Source organism: Aquimarina gracilis (assembly GCF_035285365.1).
In the GTDB taxonomy this organism is placed as follows: domain Bacteria; phylum Bacteroidota; class Bacteroidia; order Flavobacteriales; family Flavobacteriaceae; genus Aquimarina; species Aquimarina gracilis.
Map to the genome: position 1 here is coordinate 141,298 of NZ_JAYKLX010000002.1, position 21,954 is coordinate 163,251.

Sequence of the window (21,954 nt, forward strand, 5' to 3'; positions counted from 1 at the left end):
TAGGTGCCTATTAAAAAACAAAATACATCTCATATTCAATACAATATACGTGCATTGAATTAAAATTAAGAAAATGACCAAAAGACTTACAATACTTCTCATACTTACTATTACTTTCTTTTCTTGTAAAAAGGAAGTAAAAAACGAAAATCAAAAACTTAATGTAGTAACAACCACTTCAATGATTACCGATTTGGTTAAAAACATTGGTGGTGACATGATTGAGGTTAAAGGATTAATGGGTAGTGGTGTTGACCCTCATCTTTATAAAGCGAGTGAAGGTGATGTAAACAAGCTAGTGACTGCAGATATAATTTTCTATAATGGCCTGCATCTTGAAGGCAAACTAGTAGAAGTATTTGAAAAAATGGAGAGTCAGGATGTAAAAACTATTCCGGTAGGTGAAAGCTTAGAAAAAAATACATTGATTGGTTCTGATTATTTTGCATCTAACTATGACCCTCATATCTGGTTCAGTATAAAAAACTGGAAAATTGTTACCGAATCGGTGATCAAAGAACTTTCGATAATAGACCCAAAAAACGCTGAAGTTTTTAAAACAAACGGAAAGACATATTTATCAAAACTGAATGATTTAGAAATAAAATTAAAAGAAATCATTTCGACCCTACCTAAAGAGAAACGCATTTTGGTTACGGCGCACGATGCCTTTAGTTACTTCGGTAAAGCATACGACTTTAATGTGGTTGGGCTTCAAGGATTATCAACGGCCACAGAGGCAGGAGTGCAAGATGTTCAGAAATTGGCTAATTTTATTATAGAAAAAGAGGTAAAAGCTATTTTCGTTGAAAGTTCTGTACCCAAACGAACTATCGAGGCGTTACAAGCCGCCGTAAAATCAAAAGACCACCAAGTTACTATTGGTGGAACTTTATATTCTGATGCCCTTGGAAATCCAGGAACCGTTGAAGGTACTTATATTGGCATGTTTGAGTATAATGTGAATACCATAACTAATGCTTTAAAATAGTCTTGGATGATTAGGAATCAGTAGTCAAGAAGTTAAGAAAATTTAACTATTACAACTATTGACAAACAACCATAGACTTACAAATATTAACTAATGACTATTAAAGACAAAATTGCAGTTCAAATCGATGACCTTACTGTAGCCTATAATTACAAACCCGTATTATGGGATATCGACCTTGCTATTCCCGAAGGCGTCCTTATGGCCATTGTAGGGCCTAATGGAGCAGGAAAGTCAACATTGATCAAGTCAATTTTGGATATCATAAAGCCCATTGCAGGAAGTGTTCAAATTTACGGAAAAGCGTATAAAAAACAACGGTCATTAGTCGCCTACGTACCTCAAAAAGGAAGTGTAGATTGGGATTTTCCTACTACCGCATTAGATGTCGTCATGATGGGGACCTACGGAAGTTTGGGATGGATCAAAAGGCCAGGGCAAAAACAAAAAAAAGCAGCTCTCGAAGCTCTAGAAAAAGTAGGAATGCTTGCGTTTAAAAACAGGCAAATCAGTCAGCTTTCTGGAGGACAACAACAACGAATATTTTTGGCAAGAGCCTTGGTACAAAATGCTTCTATCTATTTTATGGATGAGCCTTTTCAGGGAGTTGATGCCACTACCGAAAAAGCAATTATCAATATTCTAAAAGAACTTCGTAAGGCTGGAAAAACAGTAATAGTAGTGCATCATGACCTACAAACTGTACCTGAATATTTTGATTGGGTTACATTTTTGAATGTAAAAAAGATAGCTACAGGACCCGTTAAGGATATCTTTAACGATGATAACCTAACTAAAACCTATGGAATTAATTATAAGGTAAGTATACAGCAATAACAATAATGAACTTACAAGAATACATAGAGCTTGTTTTTAACGACTATACACTTCGTACCATAACCCTAGGCACTGCAGTGTTAGGCGCTATATGTGGTATGCTTGGAAGTTTTGCTGTGCTTAGAAAACAGAGCCTTTTAGGGGATGCTATCTCTCATGCAGCCTTACCTGGTATTGCTATCGCTTTTTTAATCATCGAAACAAAAAACAGCTCTATTTTTTTATTAGGAGCATTGGTTAGCGGCTTAATTGGCACTTTTTGGATTCGAGGAATTACACAAAAGACACACCTTAAATCAGATACTGCATTAGGATTAATACTTTCTTTATTTTTCGGATTTGGGATGTTGTTACTGACCTACATTCAGAAAATGCCGAATGCAAATCAAGCCGGTCTAGAAAGCTACCTTTTTGGACAAGCAGCAACATTGCTCGAAAGTGATGTGTGGCTTATGGTCATTGTGACAGGAATCAGCCTAATTGTTTTATTGTTGTTCTGGAAAGAATTAAAACTATTACTTTTTGATGCAGATTACACAAAAACCCTTGGATTTAACACCAAATTTCTAGACATTTTAATCACTTCATTTATAGTTATTGCCATTGTATTAGGGTTACAAACTGTTGGAGTTGTATTAATGAGCGCTATGCTTTTGGCTCCTGCTGCGGCAGCAAGACAATGGACCAACAATTTGGCGGTAATGGTTGTATTGGCAGCCATTTTTGGTACTTTCTCTGGAATATTTGGAACCGCCATAAGTGCAAGTCAGAATAATTTATCCACAGGACCTGTGATTGTATTGGTGGCAGGAGTATTCGTGTTATTCTCGTTTATCTTCTCTCCAGGTCGTGGCTTATTGTTTCGAGAAATTCGTTTCAGAAAAAACAGAAATGATCTTCAATTACATAAAACGTTATCCTTTATGTACAACATTGCAAAAACACATGAAGATGTTTCTCACCCTCATGCTATACGAATTTTAAACAATTTTCAAGGGTTTACCAGAAAGTCTCTTCAAAAGTTAGAAGATAAAGATTACATTAAAATTCAAGGTAATATGTGGTCAATGACCAAAGAGGGTTACTATACAGCAGCAAACTTGTATAATCAATTAATTAAAGAAGATGAGTAGTGCGCAAATTGAAATACAATTAATTGCTAGTCTAGTGGCTATTGCTTGTGCTATACCGGGTACATTTCTTGTTTTACGAAAAATGGCTTTAATCACTGATGCTATAAGCCATTCTATTTTACCCGGAATTGTTATTGGATTTTTTATCACTCATGATTTATCCTCTCCTCTATTAATTATAATGGCCGCTGCCAGTGGAGTTCTTACGGTAGTATTGGTAGAGTTTATACAAAAAACGGGGTTAGTAAAGGAGGATACAGCAATAGGATTAGTATTTCCTGCTTTATTCAGTATCGGAATTATTCTTATAGCGAAAAATGCCAATGACGTACATTTGGATGTAGACGCTGTATTATTAGGTGAATTAGCTTTTGCTCCATTTGATAGACTAAATGTTGGCGATACTGATCTTGGTCCAAAATCTTTGTGGATCATAGGTAGTATTTTGATTATCACCTTAAGCCTGTTAATTGCCTTTTTTAAAGAGTTAAAAATTAGCACTTTTGATGCAGGATTAGCATCAGCACTGGGTTTATCTCCTGTTGTAATGCATTATGGCTTAATGACAGTTTCTTCTATTACTACCGTAGGTGCTTTTGATGCAGTCGGTGCTATTCTGGTCATAGCATTAATGATTGCTCCTGCTGCAATTGCCTATTTATTGACCAATGACCTTAAGAAAATGCTGGTATTGGCAATACTATTTGGTGTAGGAAGTGCAATTGCCGGATATTGGGTTGCCCACATTTTGGATGCATCAATTTCGGGATCAATGACTACGGTTTTAGGATTACTTTTTTTATTGGTTTATCTGTTTGCCCCAGAAAGGGGATTGTTTTCGGTGTTGTACAGACAAAGGCAACAACGCATCGAAGTATTATTACTCACTTTTTTACTTCACTTAAGAAATCATAAAGAAGAGGAAGAGCGACATGTAAAACACCTCAACGAACATATTAACTGGCAAAAAGTACGATCTAAATCTGTATTGGATCTTGCCATAAAAAATAATATGATCACCATCGATAGCGATATAGTTTCTCTCACCAAAAAAGGTAAAAAATTCACCACAAAAGCGTTGGACTATATTATTACCAATAAAAATTCAGAAATTGAAAATATGAAAGACCGCTTCTTTCTGTTTAGAGGGTAAAACTCGTATCTTTAAAATAAAAAGTAAATGTTTATTTCTTTAACAAAGAAAATCGCTTTAGTTTTTATCTCGATTTTTGGCTTTAATTTTACAATCTTCTCTCAGGAAGCACCAGTACGATTAATTGAAGAAAAACAAAAAAAGAGAACTATTCTTTTTATACAAAACGATACGGATACTGAAAAAAGTGTTTTCTTAAAAATAACTCCAACAGGATATAGGCGCAGTGCTAATAAGCCTATCATCAAAATCATCCCTGCAAAAAGCAAAGTACAGATGATGATTTTAATCCCTTTAACCGATGTTGAGTCCTATTACACTTATGACTTAATAGTAAATGAGCAATTAGAAGCTATTAAGGTAAATCGTAATAACACGCCTCAAAAACAAGCCTCCGTTTCTTCTATAATGAAATCGGAAACGATCATTTTCACCAAAAATGATTGTGAAAAATGCATTTTTTTGATCTCAAAGTTAAAAGAAAAACATATCAAATTTAGAGAAGTTAATATTGATAAAAAAAATCGATATCGTGACTATCTATGGGAACTGTTAGACCAAAATGGATACGATAAAAATAGTATAGGCGTTCCTCTTGCCATTGTAAAGAAAACTCTGCAATACCCTATCAATGATGTTGATGATTTTATTCTTACTTTAGCTAAATAATTGCACTTCAAAGTTATTTTCACCACTTTCGGTGTACTTAATTTACAGGAGTAACGTTTCCCGAAAACTTATCTACAAACCCTTTATTTATTCTATCTTTCATTTCTAAAGATGAACTCATATTTTTTGGTTTAATACTTCCTTTTCTCAAATCAATATCATAGTCTCTACTCCACATTGAATGATGAGCTGCAAGTTGCTTAATAGCATTTAGTACGAACTCAATTTCCTGATTGGTATGGGTTGGATGAATAGACATGCGTATCCACCCTGGTTTATTAGAGTAGTTTCCCTGATCAATTTCGTTGGTAATCTTATGAGATTTTTTAGGTGTTACCTTAAGAAGGTAATGCCCATATGTTCCTGCACATGAACACCCTCCTCTTGTTTGTATCCCAAATCTATCATTCAATAATTTTACACCAAGGTTATGATGGAGACTATCTATGTAAAAAGAAATCACACCTAACCTTTTTTTATGTTCTCTAGCCAAAATATGTAAATTAGGAATATGGTCCAATCTCTTCCATACCATACTAAGAATTTCATCTTCTCGCTCTCTAATGTATTCTACATTCATTTCATCTTTAAGTTTCATGCACATCGCCGCCTTAATGGTTTGAAGAAAGGCAGGAGTACCTCCGTCTTCTCTAGCTTCTATATCCTCAAAATATTTATGTTCCCCCCAGGGATTAGTCCAGGAAACAGTACCTCCTCCAGAGATATCAGGTATTAAATTTTTATACAACTTTTTATTAAAAACCAATATACCTGTAGTTCCCGGACCCCCTAAAAATTTGTGACATGAAAAATATATAGCATCAAAATAGCGTCCTCTTTTATCATTCTCGTGCATATCTATATTGATATAAGGTGCAGAACATGCAAAATCCACAAAACACAACCCGTTATATTGGTGAATAAGTTCTGCGACTTCAATATAAGGTGTAATAATTCCCGTGACATTTGAGCATGATGTTATGGCGGCTATCTTTATATTTCTATTCTTATATTGATGAACAAGCTTTTCTAAGTTTCTTATTGATACCAGGCCAGATTCATCCGGTGGAATAATCACAACATCTGCAATCGTTTCTAACCAGGATGTTTGATTAGAATGATGCTCCATATGTGAAATAAATACTACAGGTCTATTTTCTTCGGAGATATGGATTTGATCTTTGAAAGATTCATGAATACGAAGCCCAAGTATGCGCTGAAGCTTATTTATAACCCCAGTCATTCCAGAATTTGAAGAGATAAGAACATCATCTATAGATGCGTTTACATGATTCTTTATGATTTGTCGTGCTTTGTGATACGCATACGTCATTGCCATTGCAGTATCATTAGTATCTGTATGCGTGTTGGCAACAAATGGATAAAAATCATTCAACATACGCTCTTCAATTGGTTTGTACATCCTTCCGCTCGCAGTCCAATCGGTATAAATTATTCGTATCGAATCATGATATGGTGTTTTTATGGTTTGATTTTGACCAATGATATTATCATGATATTTTTCAAAGTAATGCTCCATAACTACTTTTCTACAGTACCATTTATAATATCCCACAAATTGCTAGGATCCTGGGTATACATGTCATTGAGCAAGAAGATCATTATTACGATGTAAATGATAAATCCAAAGAAGACTATTAATTGAATTTTTGATGTCTTTTGAATATCCTGTCTGTCTTTTCTTTCGCAGATCTCCCCAGGACAATACTGCACTTTATCTTTATAAAATATTGCATAAAATTTACATCCCAGGCAAATCCCAAATGCAGTTTCCCAAAACAGAAATATCAAACAGATCAAACAGATCAGTGCAGTTATTGGGCCATAAGAATTTATCACGTTAGACAAAATAAATATGAGCGATGATAAGGCTAGACCAATTTTCCAGGCAAATTTCTTTTGGGGGGCACCCACATATTCTGGCACCTGATTACGCACAATAAGTCGTCCCAGTATAAGAAATGGCGAAAATTTAGGATTAATCAAAACCCTTATCATAATATCAGTAAGAAAAATAGTTACAGCATATTTAAGCATCGTAAAATTACCTGTAAAAACCACCACCAGTATAGCGATAAACATGATTAAAAAAAGAATTCCCGCCGCAGCTCTTATTTCTCTTTCATTTAGTACGGGGATGGTATATCCCTCGACAAATTCTCCAAATTGAATTGTTTTATTAATAGTATGCATTTTGTTCGTTTTTTGATTTTACATAAAGCCAAATTCTCTTGTTTTGAATGGCCAATTTTTATCTATATTAAAGGTTAGGAAGCCAAAATATCTGAGCAGCCATAAAAATGCCGGATCCGGTTAAAAAAGTGAGAATAAAAAGTCCTGCGGCCATTCCGATTTTACTTATAAACCCACCTTTTTCCTGAGCACGGAAATAGAGCTCTAAAAAGAAAATTGGCAGTAAATAATTGGCGAAGTACAAAAACATATCGAACGGCCCTGTGAGGTCCTGGGTGCTACCTGGCGCGCTTCCATTATTAAGAAATATCCATAATCCAAATCCTACTCTAAAAAACCATACGCCACTTACTACAAGAAAGGTACGAAGAGCCCACTTGCGGTGTGCGACAAAATTGCGGTTCATTGCTGTGCGTATAGTCATAACGGCAAAAACCACAATTAGTAAAGCGTTACCTGAGATAGCCAATTGGCCAAAAAAACCCCCTACCACTGCTTCTCTTGCCCATACCATATAAAGTGCCCCAATACTAATTAATAGTGCAGTAGCGGTGTAGAGGCGCCCATTCCATCGATGAAAGGTTTTTGCTTTGGTTCTGAGTTGGGGAATAAATTGAAATGGTCCTCCAAAGGTTATAACAAATGCTAGCAGTATATGCAGTAATACAAATGAATTTCCTAGGTAGTCGCCTTCTACAAATCCATGAATCATTCGTTTGGTCCATGCGGCCAAATTTCCTTCTACTAAAGTTCCGCCGTAAAAAACAGCAATATAATATGCAAAAAACCACTGACCTATTACGGCTACAATAAACCAGAAGATGGCAGCACTGTTTAAAGCTTTATTTGCATTGAAGGATCTACTTTGCAGTTTTCCTACAAGATTTTCTTGTGTATCCATAACTGTTTGCTTTTTGATTGATTTATGATTGATTTATGATTGATTTATGAATTACAAAACTCTACGTATCACTAGACACCAATTTTGTTGTATTAAAACCTCTAATGATTAACCAAATTGAAATCACTATCTGTATAAGTCCTACTGGAAGATAAAGCACCATTAAACCAGTATCGTATATAGACCACAAAACGTTGCCCAACATAACCAAGGTTGCAATACAACCCAAAATGGACAATACACTTGGAATAAGTTTGGTTTGACAAAATCCATAATACAAAGTGGCTATTGATAACCCCCCGATTAACATATCCATCATATGGATCCAGCCTCGCATCTGAAGAAGCAGATCACCTAAGCTCGCTAAATATTTCGTATTAGAAACATCTGGTTTTATAAAATCATTACTTACTGATAGTATAGATAATATTATCGTGTTATCTACGAGGGTGATAACAAATCCTATAATTGTAAAACCCAGATACCATAATGCCAGACTATAGTTATATGCATTAAAAAATGGCTTCAAAGCGATAGCAATCCAAAGGCTTATACAACTTAACAAGACAGCAAGTAGTGCAGCGGTAATCACCAAGGTTGAATGAAAAGATGTAATTGTTAAAAAATTTTCGTCAAAAATTACTGGACCAAGTAAAAAGAAGTTGATTAAAACTCCCAATACAAATTGAGTTAAAAATAAGAACCCCATTATCCTTCCAGTTTTAGGATTTAAATTCATAATATTCGTTTTATTGATTGATGATTTTATCTCGATCTAATACAGCTCGAAATATTCAGGTACAGGAAAAAAATTCAGATTAGCTAAACCTAAAAAGTTTTTGAATGTAATTACGATAAACATACCTCCAGGGAATAGCAATAAGATCCAAGGGTATAGCAATAGCAAATGGCATTAAAAATCCTTCTGAAGCGGTATCCAATTGTCCTTGCATACTTAAGGGAAGGTAAATTCCAAGTAACCACACTGATTTATAAAATAGCTGAAGTAGCAATAAAGGTAACATCTTTAAGGGATACCTTATTCCAAGCCCCATCAAAGCAGCATAGGCTGCCCAGAAACTATACACAACCCCATCATAGCCCCCCCAAACTTCACTTGGATTAATGATTTCTGACCATACGTCGTATCCCAGAGCAACAAAAGTAAGTAGGTAGACAAACTTCATTGCACAATTTTTGAACTTGGATACTTTTTTTATCGTGACTTTCTCTGGCTTTGGCGTGATGATCACACTGTGTTCTAAATTCATAACTGTTCGTTTTTTGATTAATGATTAAGATTGATTGATGATTGACTATTTATCGCTGTGTTTACATTTGTTTTAGGTTTTTTAATTAGAGAAATCGATATTATCAGAGTTTCCTTTGATTTTGATTTTTGATCCAGAAATAGCATTACAAACTACAGACTGATATGATAACTCAAGATCCCCCTTGCTTTCATTACTAAATTGAAGGTTTAAATCCTTACCAGAAACTTGGCCAATGGTTTCAAAAATAGTTCCCGAACTCATAATGATTTCGACCAACTTTGGATTTGAAACAAATATTTTTATGCTGTCTCTTTTTCTTACTTCTTTGGTGTTATCAATGATAAGTGTATCACCATGTACTTCTGTTTTTACATAAGGTATTAAACTCTCTGGCGCATCGACTTTAATCTTTGCTACACTGTCCTGTTCAAAAAAGATGAAGGCATCCTGACTTATTCGTATTCTATTAAAAGTAGGCATCACTCTTACATCCTCTACAAACTTACTTGCCACTATCCTTCTATCAACTTTATCCATGTAATCATGCATAATAGCCTGAAAAGCCAAAAAGAAAAAGCTTACTAGCATTAATGCAATAATTATAACCAAATTACTTTTCTTCATTATTGGTATGTTTTACATATTGATCATATGAGTTTTTCACTTCCTCAAACTCTACATCAAGCAACATCATTTCTTTAAAAACATCAGGTAATGTTACTCCTATAAATTCTTTTTTTTTGATTTCTAAAACGGTATCATAACCATTTTTAGACACAAAATATCCAATTCCTCTTTTGTTATATATCACTTCTAGTTCTTGTAGATGATTAAAAGCTCGAATAGCTGTATTAGGATTTACTTCTACCATCATAGCAACCTCTCTTACCGAAGGAATCCTCTCATCCTCTTGCCACTTGCGTATTAGGATATTCTCGTAGAAGAAATCCACGATCTGCAGGTATATAGGTTTGCCATTATCAAAATCCATTATCGAACCTCCTTTTCAGTTAACTTAAAATAGGCTGCCAAAAGCATCATTGGCCCAAGTACAATACTAAAAAGTAAGGCTCCCAATCCCGAAAGATCTTCTTTCGCCAAGCTAAACGCATCGGTTGAGAAAGGGTCAGATGTAAACACATCAAAAGCTCCTCCTGTAAAAGAAAAACAAAGAATAAGGTTGTACATGAAAACACAAAAAACGGTTATCAAGGCAACCAATAATGTTTTTCCAATTCTATTTTTTGAAAAAGTTACAGCACCAAGAAGAAATGCGGGTTGAGCAAAAAAGTAAAATTTAACCAAGTTCCAGTATGCTTCCGAAAATACAGGTAGAACATGTAAATTGGTACTTGGAAAAACACTACATATCACAATTGCCAATTGCCCAACTATAAATGCAAAAAACGTAAATACTACTATGTAAATTACATTGGAAATTAACCAAGAAGCAATGATTCTTTCATATGCAGAAGTGGGAAGCAAAAAATAAAAATGATTTACTTTATTATTATGCAGTTCTTTAAAAATAGAAAAGGTAAACAACAACCCTAGTGTGAGAAACAATATTGAAAACATAACAATAAACTCGTTAGGTTCCACAAGATGATCCCCTCCTCTCATGCTAAGTAAAGAACCTATAAAAATAAGCCCTCCAGCCACCAATAATGCCGTAATAATTGCTCCTTTTTGCAATACAATATTTCTATAAATAAGACCAACTATTCTTTTACCATTAAACTCTTGCATTGCGATTTACGTTTTTTATTGCATTATTAATCTTCTCTGGGTAGCTTACCACTGCATTAAACAATAGTTCTAAATCTACCTCAGTTTCTTCATAATCCTGACGTTTAAGGATGGCTTTACCCACAAAAGATGGTTCTGAATAAAGGATATCTTCCTGCATACCTTGCTTTGGACGACCAAACCACAATTTTTCTGAAACCCGAGAAAGGGATTGATCAAATATCACTTTTGATTGCCCCAAAATCACCACATAGTTAATGAGACTATGCAAATCTCTTACCTGATGTGTTGAAATAACAATACATTTTCCCTGATCTACGGCAGAAGCCATAATTTTCCTGAACTGACTTTTTGAAGGAATATCAAGACCGTTTGTTGGCTCATCCATAAGTAACAAACTAGTATTGGCAGCAATCCCAAAAGCGATAAGCACTTTTTTCTTTTGTCCAAACGACAAGGCAGCTATATTTTCTTTGGGAGATAGTTTAAATTCTTGTATCAATTCATAAAATCGATCTTGCGAAAACTTTGGATAAAAGGATGAATTAATTTTTTCGAAAGTATCAATCTTTATCCCAGGTAATTCAAAATCTTCAGGTACTATAAAAATCTCTTTCAAGTTTTTTACTTTTCTTTTAGCTACATCTTCATTAGAAATTTGACAATACCCTACTTTAGGAAACAACAAACCAGCCATTATTTTGATCAATGTACTCTTCCCCTCTCCATTCTCTCCAAACAGTCCATAAATATTACCCTTCATAAAATCAAGTGAAATATCATCGAGCACTGTTCGGCCCTTTGGATAATGAAATCGTAAACCTCTAATTGAAATCATATCTAGTGTATTAGTTATCTAGTACACCTCAAAAATAAATAAGTAATTTGAATTAGGCAAATGTTTTTTAAAACTTAACTAAAAATCTAAAAAGAAGCACTCTAGATCAGAGCACTTAAGATATCATTATAGTTTGCTTGATTTCTTATCAATCCAATCATCTATCGAAATTCTTAGTGCACTAAGTGGGATCGATCCATTTTTCAAAACTTCAGAATGAAATTCTCTTACATCAAAGTCATCTCCTAACTTGGACTCAGCACGTTTTCTTAGGGATTTTATCTCCTCACCACCAACATCATAAGATGTTAATTGTGCTGGCCAAATAATGATTCTATGATATAAACTTAAAGCCGATTCTTTGGTAGTTCCAGATTCCATCATGAAATTCATAACTTGCTCTTTTGTCCAACCTTTAAGATGTAATGCAGGGTCCACTACCATCCCTCTAGATGGCCAAGTCCTTCTTTTTATTAATGCCGATCGGTTTTTGTATAAATTCATTTCCTCTGCCAATTGTTCGCTATATCTTGCCCATCCTTCAACATAACTACCAAAAGAAATCATTTTTGAGATAGGATGTAACCCAACAATGTCTCTTTCAATACCTCTTTGCAAATGGTGCCCCGGATATGCTTCATGATAGGTAAGAATTTCATTACTTCCTTTTTGTTGCTTTTCGGGATTTTGAAGGTTAATCCTAAAATATGCCGGTTTATCTTTTGTAGCACCCTCATAGCTTCCTCTACCCGCTTCGTGAGGCTCATAAGGTTTTATAGTAACCTCTTTAGACGGCATTACAGCAAACCATTTTTCACTTTCTTTCTTAGCATTCTCTAATAACTGTATATTGGTTTCAAGAATCTCATCACTGGTTTTAAAGTAATCTAAAGAATCTTCTTCTACTAACTTCACAATCTCATTAAAATTATCAGACTTATATAACTCCTTTCCTAGTTCAATAACCTTGGTCTTATTATTTTTTACAATTTTACTACCAAGTTCAAAAATTTCATTACCTGTTATACCTGAAGTTGTATAGCTTCTTATTTGAGCCTGATAGCATTCTGCTCCGTTCGGTATATTAAGAATTGATACTTCTTCGCGTGCAACTTTTAAATATTCATCGCTTAAATACTTTTGATAATTTGCAATAGCGGGAAGCATTTTTTCATCAACAAGAGCTTTCCACTCTGCAACAAAATCCTCATCACCATCTCTCTTGGCCGGAGACATAAAAGGTGATTCTTTAATAGTATAGTCTTGTAGAACCTGCATCTGATCAATGACTAATTTCACAATTTCTTTAGGCATAGTATACCCAAGAGCAACTCCTTTTTTCAAATTTTTAATTTCGGTCGCAACATAATCCGGAAATGTATTCCAACGCGTTAATGCCTGTTCTCTTAATTCTTCACTTCCTACAGGTTGAAAATTAATCAGCGACAACCATTTGCTTTGCCAACCGCTTCTATGATTAACATTCCATAAATTGCGTTTACAAACTCTCATAGCTTTATTGCTTTCCAGCTCTTCTTTAAGTAACCAATACGTTATCCTATTCTTTTTTTCGGTTATTATCGACTCATCAATTTCCCGTAGTTTAAGATAAAGGCTATCTTCAAAACGCTCCCACTCTTCCACCTTTAAAAGATCATTCGACGAAATTTGATCGTGCCTTCCCAAGTCTTCATCTAAATAATAAGCATATTCTGGATACGATTCTAACACTCTTTGATAATAGACATCAGCCAATTTAATTATAGAATTTCCTTGTTCTTGAGTTTCCGATTTTTTATTACAAGCTGTCAGTATGAAAATTACTGATAGGCCTACTAAATATGTTTTCATTGATTTTGGTTTTCTCTAAGCTACAAAAGATTAAAACTTAAGTTTGCATCAATACTTTACTACAAATAAACTCATATATAGTATATCAACAAAAAACCACAGCTTTTAAACTGTGGTTTTATCATATGATAATATACTTTTTTTTTAAAATTCTCGATTCACGTCAAAAGCCTCTAGATAGTCTTTTACGCGTTGTACGAACTGTCCTCCTAAGGCCCCGTTTACCACTCTATGGTCATAAGAATGTGATAAGAACATTTTATAACGAATACCTATAAAGTCCCCCTCAGGCGTTTCGATTACCGCAGGAACTTTTCTAATCGCCCCAAGTGCAAGTATACCTACTTGTGGTTGGTTAATAATTGGCGTACCCATGATACTTCCAAATGTCCCCACATTGGTAACTGTATATGTTCCATCTTGAATATCATCAGGTTTTAATGCATTATTCCGAGCTCGATTTGCAAGATCATTCACTGCTTTGGTCATTCCGACCAAATTTAATTGATCCGCATTTTTAATAACCGGAACAATAAGATTACCATCGGGTAAGGCAGCAGCCATACCTAAATTTATATTTTTCTTTTTTATAATAGTATCACCAGAAACCGAGATATTCATCATTGGGAAATCTTTCAACGCTTTTGCAACGGCTTCCATAAAAATAGGCGTAAAAGTAAGATTCTCTCCTTCTCTTTTCACGAAGTCTGCTTTCACTTTCTTTCTCCAGTTCCAAATATTTGTTACATCGGCTTCTATAAAAGATTGCACATGCGCTGACGTCTGAACAGACTCCACCATATGATGTGCAATAAGTTTACCCATACGGGTCATCTCAATAATTTCATCTTCACCTGATGCAACAACGGGAGCAGCTTTTGGAGCGGCTTTTTTCTCAGCTTTTGCAGGAGTCTCAACTTTTGCTGGTTCCTTAACTGGTTCCGCTACCGGTGCAACTACTCCATTCTTACGATCTTCAACAAACTTAAGAATATCATTTTTGGTCACTCGACCATCTTTTCCTGTACCAGGAATGGCTTCAAGCTCTGCAAGGGTAACACCTTCAGCAGTTGCAATATTTTTGACTAGCGGAGAGTAAAACTTGCTCCCTCCAGAGAAATCTGAAGTAGTTCCAGAAACTACTTCGGCAGTCTCTTCCATTTGTGTTTCCAAAACTACTGCTTCTTTAGGAGCTTCTACCACATCTACTTTAGTTTCAACTGAGGCAGATTCAACTACTCCCTCGCCTTCAGTTTCTATAATAGCCAATGTCTGACCAACTTCTACTACATCATCAACTTCAAAAAGTTTTTCTACCAAAACACCTTCTACTTCACTAGGCACCTCACTATCTACTTTATCTGTGGCTATTTCTACAACAGCATCGTCTAATTCGATAGTATCTCCAACTTCTTTTAACCAAGTTGTTATTGTTGCCTCTGCAACACTCTCACCCATTTTTGGAAGTTTTAGCTCAAATTTTGCCATATTCTTAATCAAAAGTGTTTGTACGTTATTTTTTTTGCGAATTTAATTAAAATTAAGCTTTAAAATTAATTTTTCTCTATTAAAGTTTATTTAAAATGTTATCACTTCCCCTTTTCCATCACTGAAATCACTTCCCAGGAGATAGCTCCGATTTTTAGGCCTTATCTTAAACGTAACATTATGTTTTCGAAATTCTTGCATTTTATCAATGATCTCATCAAAGCTTATAAAATTATTATCAAAGATAATCTCGATATTCTTATCTCCCAAATCTTCTTTTTTTATAGACTCTACTATGGTAATCTTATCATCTAGTGCAGAAGCAATATCCCTAGATAAGTTTTTATCTTCAGAAATAAGATAATATTGTTCTATACTATTTTTTTTCTTGTCAAAATTGCGAAACGATTGTATACCCGCTACCACTCGAATTGCTACTGAAACCATTGTATCTAAAATAGTATCACTTTTAAAATGCTTTTTATAAAACAACCTCATAGCTTCATAAAAGCGTTTAATATAGGTTGCATTTCGATCTGTACTTTCTCCTCTATAGTGTATAGCCGTTACCGAGCCTATATAATAATTTTGATGTCCTTTTTTTTTAAACTTATAAGATAGGTCGAGATCTTCTCCATACATAAAGTAATCCTCATCAAATCCCCCAGCAGCAGTATAGTATTTTTTCTTGGTTAACATAAAAGCCCCGACTAATACATCAACATCTCCAACACTGTTATTAGGTATGTGGTCTGCATAATAACTCTTAACATATCCCAGTTTAATTCCAAAAAGCCGTCTTAAGGATGTCAAGGGAGACGGTATATTTCGTTTGCTTTCATGAAGATAATCTCCCACTCCGTTTATCAATCTTGGCCCAAGTAACCCAGCATTTGGTAGTTCCCTAGACGTATTAATCATTCGTTTGAATGTACCCGAAGTAACAATAGTATCTGGATTAAGAAAACAAATATATTCTCCTCTTGCCAAGGCTACCCCTTGATTATTTGCTTTTGCAAAACCCATATTGTGTTTGTTCTTCAACAGAATTATTTCTGGGAAATGTTTTTCAATTACCTCGCAACTATCATCTATAGAATTATTATCTACTACAATAATTTCAGACTCTATCGAAGAAACAGCTTCCTTAAGACTTAACAAACATAGTTCTAAGAAATACTGGACATTATAATTAACTATGATGATGGATAATTTCAGAAGGAAAGTTCTTTATTTTTTAATACTTAAGTGTTTTTTAACGCATTCTCAAAGGGAATCCTATTTATAATACTTCTTCCCAAAGTAACCTCATCTGCATATTCCAATTCATCATTAACACTTATTCCTCTAGCTATGGTTGATGTTTTTACTTGTTCGTTTTCTATTTGCTTATAGATATAAAAATTGGTAGTATCGCCTTCCATTGTGGCGCTTAATGCAAATATTAATTCTTTTATTTCTCCTGATTTTACTTTTTCCATTAAAGAACTGATATTGAGATCTTGAGGACCAATACCATCCAACGGACTTATTTTACCTCCTAGCACGTGATACAACCCCCGATATTGCCCTGTGTTTTCTATTGCCATTACATCTCTAATATCTTCTACAACACAAACAATATCTTTTAAACGGCTTGAATTACTACAAATATCACATATATCTTTATCGCTTATACTATGACACTGTTTACAAAACTTAATTTCATTTCGTAACGAAGCTAAAGCGGTTACCAAATGATCTGTTTGTGTTTTTGGCTGTCTTAAAAGATGTAAAACCAGCCGTAATGCAGTACGTTTTCCCACTCCCGGTAATTGTGACATTTCGTACACTGCATTTTCTAATAATTTTGAAGAAAATTCCATAGCGCCACAAATTTAATGTTTTTAATGAAGCCAATTTATAAATAGCCAATTAATCTTACGCAACATTAAAAGCATTTTTCTACTTTTACTTTAAAAGTATTAAATAATGTTTGATTCCCTTTCTGAAGAAACTCAAGTTATACTAATTATAATTGGTATTGCCATCTTATTTCTGGCAGTTTCCTTTAATACCAAAAGAAACAAACGAAGGTTATATGATCGTGACAAACGCAATTTCAGAAAAAATTATATGAATAAGAAAAAGAATAAAGAATAATGAAAATATATACCAAAACAGGAGACAAAGGCACCACTGCATTGTTTGGAGGAACCCGAGTTCCTAAACACCATATCCGAATCGATAGCTATGGTACGGTGGATGAATTAAACTCACATATAGGCTTAATCAGAGACCAAAAAATTGACGAATTAAGTAAAAATGTATTGATTAACATACAGGACAAACTTTTTACTGTTGGGGCTGTGTTGGCAACAGATCCAGAGAAGGCTATTCTAAAAAGCGGCAAAAAACGACTAAATATTTCTACCATTACCAAAGAAGATATCGAATTACTAGAAAAAGAAATGGATCGTATGAATGAAACTTTACCGCCAATGACACATTTTGTGTTACCAGGAGGACATCAAACTGTGTCATTCTGTCACATAGCACGTTGTGTATGTCGCAGAGCAGAGCGATTGGCCACCGCACTTTATGAAATAACACCTTTTGAAGAAACCACCCTGCAATATTTAAACCGACTATCTGACTATCTTTTTGTACTGGCACGAAAGTTGTCACACGATCTAAAAGCAGAGGAAATAAAATGGATTCCGTCCAAAGAATCTTAAAATTATTTTACTGTATTTTTTTTAAGGGAAAACCCCAGAAAATCACGTTCTTATAATTATTGTTTAAATAATTAATTTTTTACTTGACTTTTTAAACTAAAAAATTATTTTTGCAAAAAACAAACCAGTAAACATATGTATTGGACTTTAGAATTAGCATCTTATTTAAGTGATGCACCTTGGCCAGCTACAAAAGACGAATTAATTGATTACGCAATTCGTACTGGAGCACCCCTAGAGGTTGTAGAAAACCTGCAAGCAATTGAAGATGAAGGAGATTCGTATGACTCTATAGAAGAAATATGGCCTGATTATCCTACAGACGAAGATTACCTTTGGAATGAGGATGAATATTAAAATATTTAAATAGTATTAAAAGTCTCGCGAGAGGCTTTTTTTTTGCGTAAATTACGCCACTTTATTGCTATTCAATGGCATGAAGTATTGTATAATTACGGCCACTTTGGCCCTGAGATAGTTACAAATCCCAATACCAGGATTTGGTCTGAGTGTTGACCCGATAAGGGTTTAACCAGTTCGTTTCATCTAGAAACTATAATCTCACTAAATATTAGAACCATAAACCATGGGAATTTTAGATTCTGTACTAAAAGTATTTGTTGGAGATAAATCCAAAAAAGATATAAAAGAGATTCAACCCAAAGTTGAGTTAATAAAACAAGCAGGAAAAGCTCTCGAAGGACTTTCTAATGATGAATTACGTGCTAAAACGGTAGCATTCAAAAATAAAATAGAAGAAGCCCGAAAAGAGATAAACAGTAAAATAGAACAACTTAAAGAAGAAGCTAATATCATTGAGGACATAGATAAAAAGGAAGAAATCTATGCCAACATCGATAAGCTTAAAGAAGAAGCTATTGAAGTTACAGAAAAGGCATTAAATGATATCCTTCCCGAAGCTTTTGCTGTGGTAAAAGAAACTGCTACGCGTTTTGCAAACGATGACACTATCGAAGTTACAGCTTCTACATATGATCGTGAACTTTCTGGTTCAAAAGACTATATAAATCTAGATGGAGAAAAAGCCATCTGGAATACAAGTTGGGATGCTGCTGGTAAAGAAGTAAAATGGGATATGATTCACTATGATGTACAGTTGATTGGTGGGGTTGCCATGCACGAAGGTAAAATTGCCGAAATGCAAACAGGTGAAGGTAAAACCCTTGTAGCAACACTTCCGGTATATCTTAATGCTTTATCCGGTAATGGTGTTCATCTTGTTACTGTAAATGACTACTTGGCTCGTCGTGATAGCGAGTGGATGGCACCCTTATTTCAGTTTCATGGATTAACAGTAGACTGTATTGATAATCACCGACCGAATTCTAGCGAACGTAGAGCCGCTTATAACGCAGATATTACTTATGGTACTAATAATGAATTTGGTTTTGATTACCTGCGTGATAATATGTCTCACGCTCCTGAGGACCTGGTACAACGACCTCATAATTATGCCATAATCGACGAGGTAGACTCTGTACTTATTGATGATGCGCGTACACCATTAATTATTTCGGGACCTATCCCTAAAGGCGATGTTCATGAATTTGACCAATTAAAACCAAAAATTGCAGATATTGTTTCTGTACAACAAAAGTTTCTTACAACAGTACTGGCAGATGCCAAGAAGTTAATCAAAGAAGGAGATACGAAAGAAGGTGGATTCAAATTACTTCAGGTATATAGAGGTATTCCAAAAAATAAAGCCCTAATCAAATTCTTGAGTGAAGAAGGTGTAAAGCAATTACTTCAAAAAACAGAAAACTTCTACATGCAAGACAACAACCGCGAGATGCATAAAATTGATGCGGATTTGTATTATGTAATAGAAGAAAAAAATAATCAAATTGACCTTACCGATAAAGGTGTAGAATATCTTTCTGGTAAAGAAGATCCAGATTTCTTTGTACTACCACAAATTGGTATGGAGATCGCTAAAATCGAAAATCTTGGACTATCCAAAGAAGAAGAAGCTGAAAAGAAAGAAGAACTTTTCAGAGACTATAGCGTAAAAAGTGAGCGAATCCATACATTAAGACAGCTACTTAAAGCATATTCCTTGTTTGAAAAAGATGTAGAATATGTAGTAATGGACAACAAAGTTAAAATTGTCGATGAGCAAACAGGTCGTATCATGGATGGTCGTCGTTATAGTGACGGACTTCACCAGGCTATCGAAGCCAAAGAAAATGTAAAAATCGAGGATGCAACCCAAACATTTGCTACTGTAACACTTCAGAATTATTTTAGAATGTACAGCAAATTATCAGGAATGACTGGTACTGCTGTTACAGAAGCCGGCGAGCTTTGGGAAATTTACAAATTAGATGTAGTAGAAATCCCTACCAACAGACCTATTGCAAGACACGATAGAGAAGATTTGGTATATAAAACCAAAAGAGAAAAATACAACGCCGTTATCGATGAAGTAACCGATTTATCAAATGCAGGAAGACCAGTACTTATTGGTACCACTTCTGTTGAAATTTCTGAGTTACTGAGTCGTATGCTTACCATGCGCAAAGTTCAACATAATGTACTAAATGCTAAGTTGCATAAAAAAGAAGCAGATATTGTAGCCGAGGCTGGTAAAACAGGAATGGTTACTATCGCAACCAATATGGCAGGTCGTGGTACCGATATTAAACTATCGGACGAAGTGAAATCTGCAGGTGGTTTGGCCATTGTGGGTACAGAACGACACGATTCTCGACGTGTAGACAGACAGTTGCGTGGTCGTGCTGGTAGACAAGGAGATCCAGGAAGCTCCCAGTTTTATGTATCACTAGAAGATAATCTAATGCGTCTTTTTGGATCAGAACGTATCGCCAAAATGATGGATAGAATGGGGCTAAAAGAAGGAGAGGTTATACAACACTCTATGATTTCAAAATCCATTGAGCGTGCACAGAAAAAAGTAGAAGAAAACAACTTTGGCGTTCGTAAGCGATTGTTAGAATATGATGATGTAATGAATGCACAACGTGAAGTTGTATACAAACGTCGTTACCATGCCTTATTTGGTGAGCGTTTGCGAGTAGATATCGCAAATATGATCTACGACACTTCTGAAGTAATCGTTGAAGGAAATAAGCTAACTCAAGACTTTAAAAACTTCGAATTTGAATTGATTCGTTATTTCTCTATGAGTAGCCCAGTTTCTGCAGAAGAGTTTGAAAAAATGGATGCTCAAAAAATCGCCAGCGAAGTTTACAAAGCTGCTTATGAGCATTATCAGGATAAAATGAGACGCAATGCCGAAACAGCTTATCCGGTTATAAAACAGGTTTATGAAGATCCTTCTAGTAAATATGAACGAATCTTGGTTCCTTTTACCGATGGCGTAAAAAGCATCAATGTGGCCACGAATCTTGAAAAAGCGTATGAGTCTGAAGGAAAGCAATTAATTACTGATTTTGAAAAGAATATTACGCTGGCTATAATCGATGACGCCTGGAAAACTCACTTGCGTAAAATGGATGAGTTAAAACAAAGTGTTCAATTAGCGGTACATGAACAAAAAGACCCTTTACTTATCTATAAGTTTGAAGCTTTTGAATTATTCAAAGCTATGATCGAAGATGTAAACAAAGATGTTATTTCTTTCTTGTTTAAAGGAGAATTGCCAACTGGAAACACTCAAGACATTTCTGAAGCGAGACAAGTACGTAGAAAAGAAAAATTAGAGACTACCAAAGAAGAAATTCCTAATATGGATGAGCGTGCTGCGCAAAATAGAGCTGCCGGACAAACTCAAGGAAGACCTCAGGTAACTGAAACTATTGTACGAGAACAACCAAAAATTGGTCGTAACGACAAAGTGACAATCAAACACGTAATGAGTGGAGAAAATAAAACCATGAAATACAAACAAGCTATTCCATTAATCCAAAAAGGAGAATGGGTGCTTGTAAATAGCGAAAGCTAATTTTAGTTCTTCCATTAGTAAATAAACCCTCTCACTACCTGGTAATGAGAGGGTTTATTTTGGTTTTTAAAATAACCAAACTGATTCTTGTATCGATGTATTAAAATTCTTTTGACAAGGCATTAGGAGCTTATTAAGCAAAAAAATCAAAACAGATATCCCTAATTTTAAGATAAATACAACTCAATAA

22 protein-coding genes are annotated in these 21,954 nt (G+C 34.8%); 9 read left to right on the top strand and 13 right to left on the bottom strand.

Translation table 11 applies throughout. The features are described from left to right. Positions 1-73: 73 nt before the first annotated feature. The 5 genes from U6A24_RS03515 to U6A24_RS03535 all read left to right on the top strand — a co-directional run bounded on the left by U6A24_RS03515 (position 74) and on the right by U6A24_RS03535 (position 4,783). Positions 74-991 carry a metal ABC transporter solute-binding protein, Zn/Mn family gene (locus U6A24_RS03515; RefSeq protein ID WP_324178557.1) on the top strand — a complete coding sequence of 306 codons (918 nt, stop codon included), beginning with the start codon at positions 74-76 and terminating at the stop codon, positions 989-991. 93 nt (positions 992-1,084) lie between these two features. After that, on the top strand, positions 1,085-1,828 hold the full coding sequence (locus U6A24_RS03520; protein WP_407654003.1) for a metal ABC transporter ATP-binding protein: 744 nt from the start codon (positions 1,085-1,087) through the stop codon (positions 1,826-1,828). Positions 1,829-1,833: 5 nt separating this feature from the next. Beyond that, the gene (locus U6A24_RS03525; protein ID WP_324178558.1) at positions 1,834-2,961 is read left to right on the top strand and encodes a metal ABC transporter permease; all 1,128 of its coding nucleotides are present in this window, start codon (positions 1,834-1,836) and stop codon (positions 2,959-2,961) included. Then, a complete protein-coding gene (locus tag U6A24_RS03530; protein ID WP_324178559.1) occupies positions 2,954-4,114 on the top strand; it encodes a metal ABC transporter permease in 1,161 nt (386 codons plus the stop codon). The genes U6A24_RS03525 and U6A24_RS03530 overlap by 8 nt, the downstream gene beginning before the upstream one ends. A gap of 27 nt (positions 4,115-4,141) precedes the next feature. Beyond that, the gene (locus U6A24_RS03535; RefSeq protein WP_324178560.1) at positions 4,142-4,783 is read left to right on the top strand and encodes a glutaredoxin domain-containing protein; all 642 of its coding nucleotides are present in this window, start codon (positions 4,142-4,144) and stop codon (positions 4,781-4,783) included. Between the two features lie 37 nt (positions 4,784-4,820). On the opposite strand, the gene U6A24_RS03540 is transcribed toward U6A24_RS03535, so the two are convergent. The 13 genes from U6A24_RS03540 to recR form a co-directional block, all read right to left on the bottom strand. Beyond that, positions 4,821-6,323: an aminotransferase class V-fold PLP-dependent enzyme gene (locus tag U6A24_RS03540; RefSeq protein WP_324178561.1), complete on the bottom strand. Its 1,503-nt coding sequence runs from the start codon at positions 6,321-6,323 to the stop codon at positions 4,821-4,823. A gap of 2 nt (positions 6,324-6,325) precedes the next feature. Further along, a complete protein-coding gene (locus U6A24_RS03545; RefSeq protein ID WP_324178562.1) occupies positions 6,326-6,997 on the bottom strand; it encodes a DUF4395 domain-containing protein in 672 nt (223 codons plus the stop codon). A gap of 67 nt (positions 6,998-7,064) precedes the next feature. Next, complete coding sequence (locus U6A24_RS03550) at positions 7,065-7,898, bottom strand: DUF2306 domain-containing protein (RefSeq protein ID WP_324178563.1); 834 nt, start codon at positions 7,896-7,898, stop codon at positions 7,065-7,067. 61 nt (positions 7,899-7,959) lie between these two features. Next, entirely contained in the window at positions 7,960-8,637 is a 678-nt protein-coding gene (locus U6A24_RS03555) for a DUF4386 domain-containing protein (RefSeq protein WP_324178564.1), read from the bottom strand. Between the two features lie 79 nt (positions 8,638-8,716). Beyond that, complete coding sequence (locus U6A24_RS03560; protein WP_324178565.1) at positions 8,717-9,169, bottom strand: hypothetical protein; 453 nt, start codon at positions 9,167-9,169, stop codon at positions 8,717-8,719. An 81-nt stretch (positions 9,170-9,250) separates the two neighbouring features. Beyond that, a complete protein-coding gene (locus U6A24_RS03565; RefSeq protein WP_324178566.1) occupies positions 9,251-9,796 on the bottom strand; it encodes a GIN domain-containing protein in 546 nt (181 codons plus the stop codon). Continuing rightward, the gene (locus tag U6A24_RS03570; RefSeq protein ID WP_324178567.1) at positions 9,783-10,163 is read right to left on the bottom strand and encodes a GntR family transcriptional regulator; all 381 of its coding nucleotides are present in this window, start codon (positions 10,161-10,163) and stop codon (positions 9,783-9,785) included. Before U6A24_RS03570 ends, U6A24_RS03565 begins: the two co-directional genes overlap by 14 nt. After that, positions 10,163-10,921, bottom strand: coding sequence for a hypothetical protein (locus tag U6A24_RS03575; protein ID WP_324178568.1), 759 nt, complete (start codon positions 10,919-10,921; stop codon positions 10,163-10,165). The genes U6A24_RS03570 and U6A24_RS03575 overlap by 1 nt, the downstream gene beginning before the upstream one ends. Further along, entirely contained in the window at positions 10,908-11,759 is an 852-nt protein-coding gene (locus tag U6A24_RS03580; protein ID WP_324178569.1) for an ABC transporter ATP-binding protein, read from the bottom strand. Before U6A24_RS03580 ends, U6A24_RS03575 begins: the two co-directional genes overlap by 14 nt. A gap of 126 nt (positions 11,760-11,885) precedes the next feature. Next, entirely contained in the window at positions 11,886-13,610 is a 1,725-nt protein-coding gene (locus U6A24_RS03585) for a DUF885 domain-containing protein (RefSeq protein ID WP_324178570.1), read from the bottom strand. 144 nt (positions 13,611-13,754) lie between these two features. Then, positions 13,755-15,098 (bottom strand): dihydrolipoamide acetyltransferase family protein, encoded by a 1,344-nt coding sequence (locus tag U6A24_RS03590; protein WP_324178571.1) that lies wholly within the window; start codon positions 15,096-15,098, stop codon positions 13,755-13,757. 90 nt (positions 15,099-15,188) lie between these two features. Beyond that, positions 15,189-16,316, bottom strand: a complete 1,128-nt coding sequence (locus tag U6A24_RS03595; RefSeq protein ID WP_324179011.1) for a glycosyltransferase family 2 protein — start codon at positions 16,314-16,316, stop codon at positions 15,189-15,191. Positions 16,317-16,342: 26 nt separating this feature from the next. Continuing rightward, on the bottom strand, positions 16,343-16,963 hold the full coding sequence (gene recR, locus U6A24_RS03600; RefSeq protein ID WP_324178572.1) for a recombination mediator RecR: 621 nt from the start codon (positions 16,961-16,963) through the stop codon (positions 16,343-16,345). A 106-nt stretch (positions 16,964-17,069) separates the two neighbouring features. Between recR and U6A24_RS03605 the strand changes: the two genes are divergently transcribed. The 4 genes from U6A24_RS03605 (at position 17,070) to secA (ending at position 21,764) form a co-directional block, all read left to right on the top strand. After that, positions 17,070-17,240, top strand: a complete 171-nt coding sequence (locus tag U6A24_RS03605) for a hypothetical protein (RefSeq protein ID WP_324178573.1) — start codon at positions 17,070-17,072, stop codon at positions 17,238-17,240. After that, complete coding sequence (locus U6A24_RS03610) at positions 17,240-17,815, top strand: cob(I)yrinic acid a,c-diamide adenosyltransferase (RefSeq protein WP_324178574.1); 576 nt, start codon at positions 17,240-17,242, stop codon at positions 17,813-17,815. Before U6A24_RS03605 ends, U6A24_RS03610 begins: the two co-directional genes overlap by 1 nt. Before the next feature lie 135 nt (positions 17,816-17,950). Continuing rightward, positions 17,951-18,172, top strand: coding sequence for a DUF2795 domain-containing protein (locus U6A24_RS03615; protein ID WP_008272287.1), 222 nt, complete (start codon positions 17,951-17,953; stop codon positions 18,170-18,172). 229 nt (positions 18,173-18,401) lie between these two features. Further along, positions 18,402-21,764 carry a preprotein translocase subunit SecA gene (gene secA / locus U6A24_RS03620; RefSeq protein ID WP_324178575.1) on the top strand — a complete coding sequence of 1,121 codons (3,363 nt, stop codon included), beginning with the start codon at positions 18,402-18,404 and terminating at the stop codon, positions 21,762-21,764. Positions 21,765-21,954: the final 190 nt, after the last annotated feature.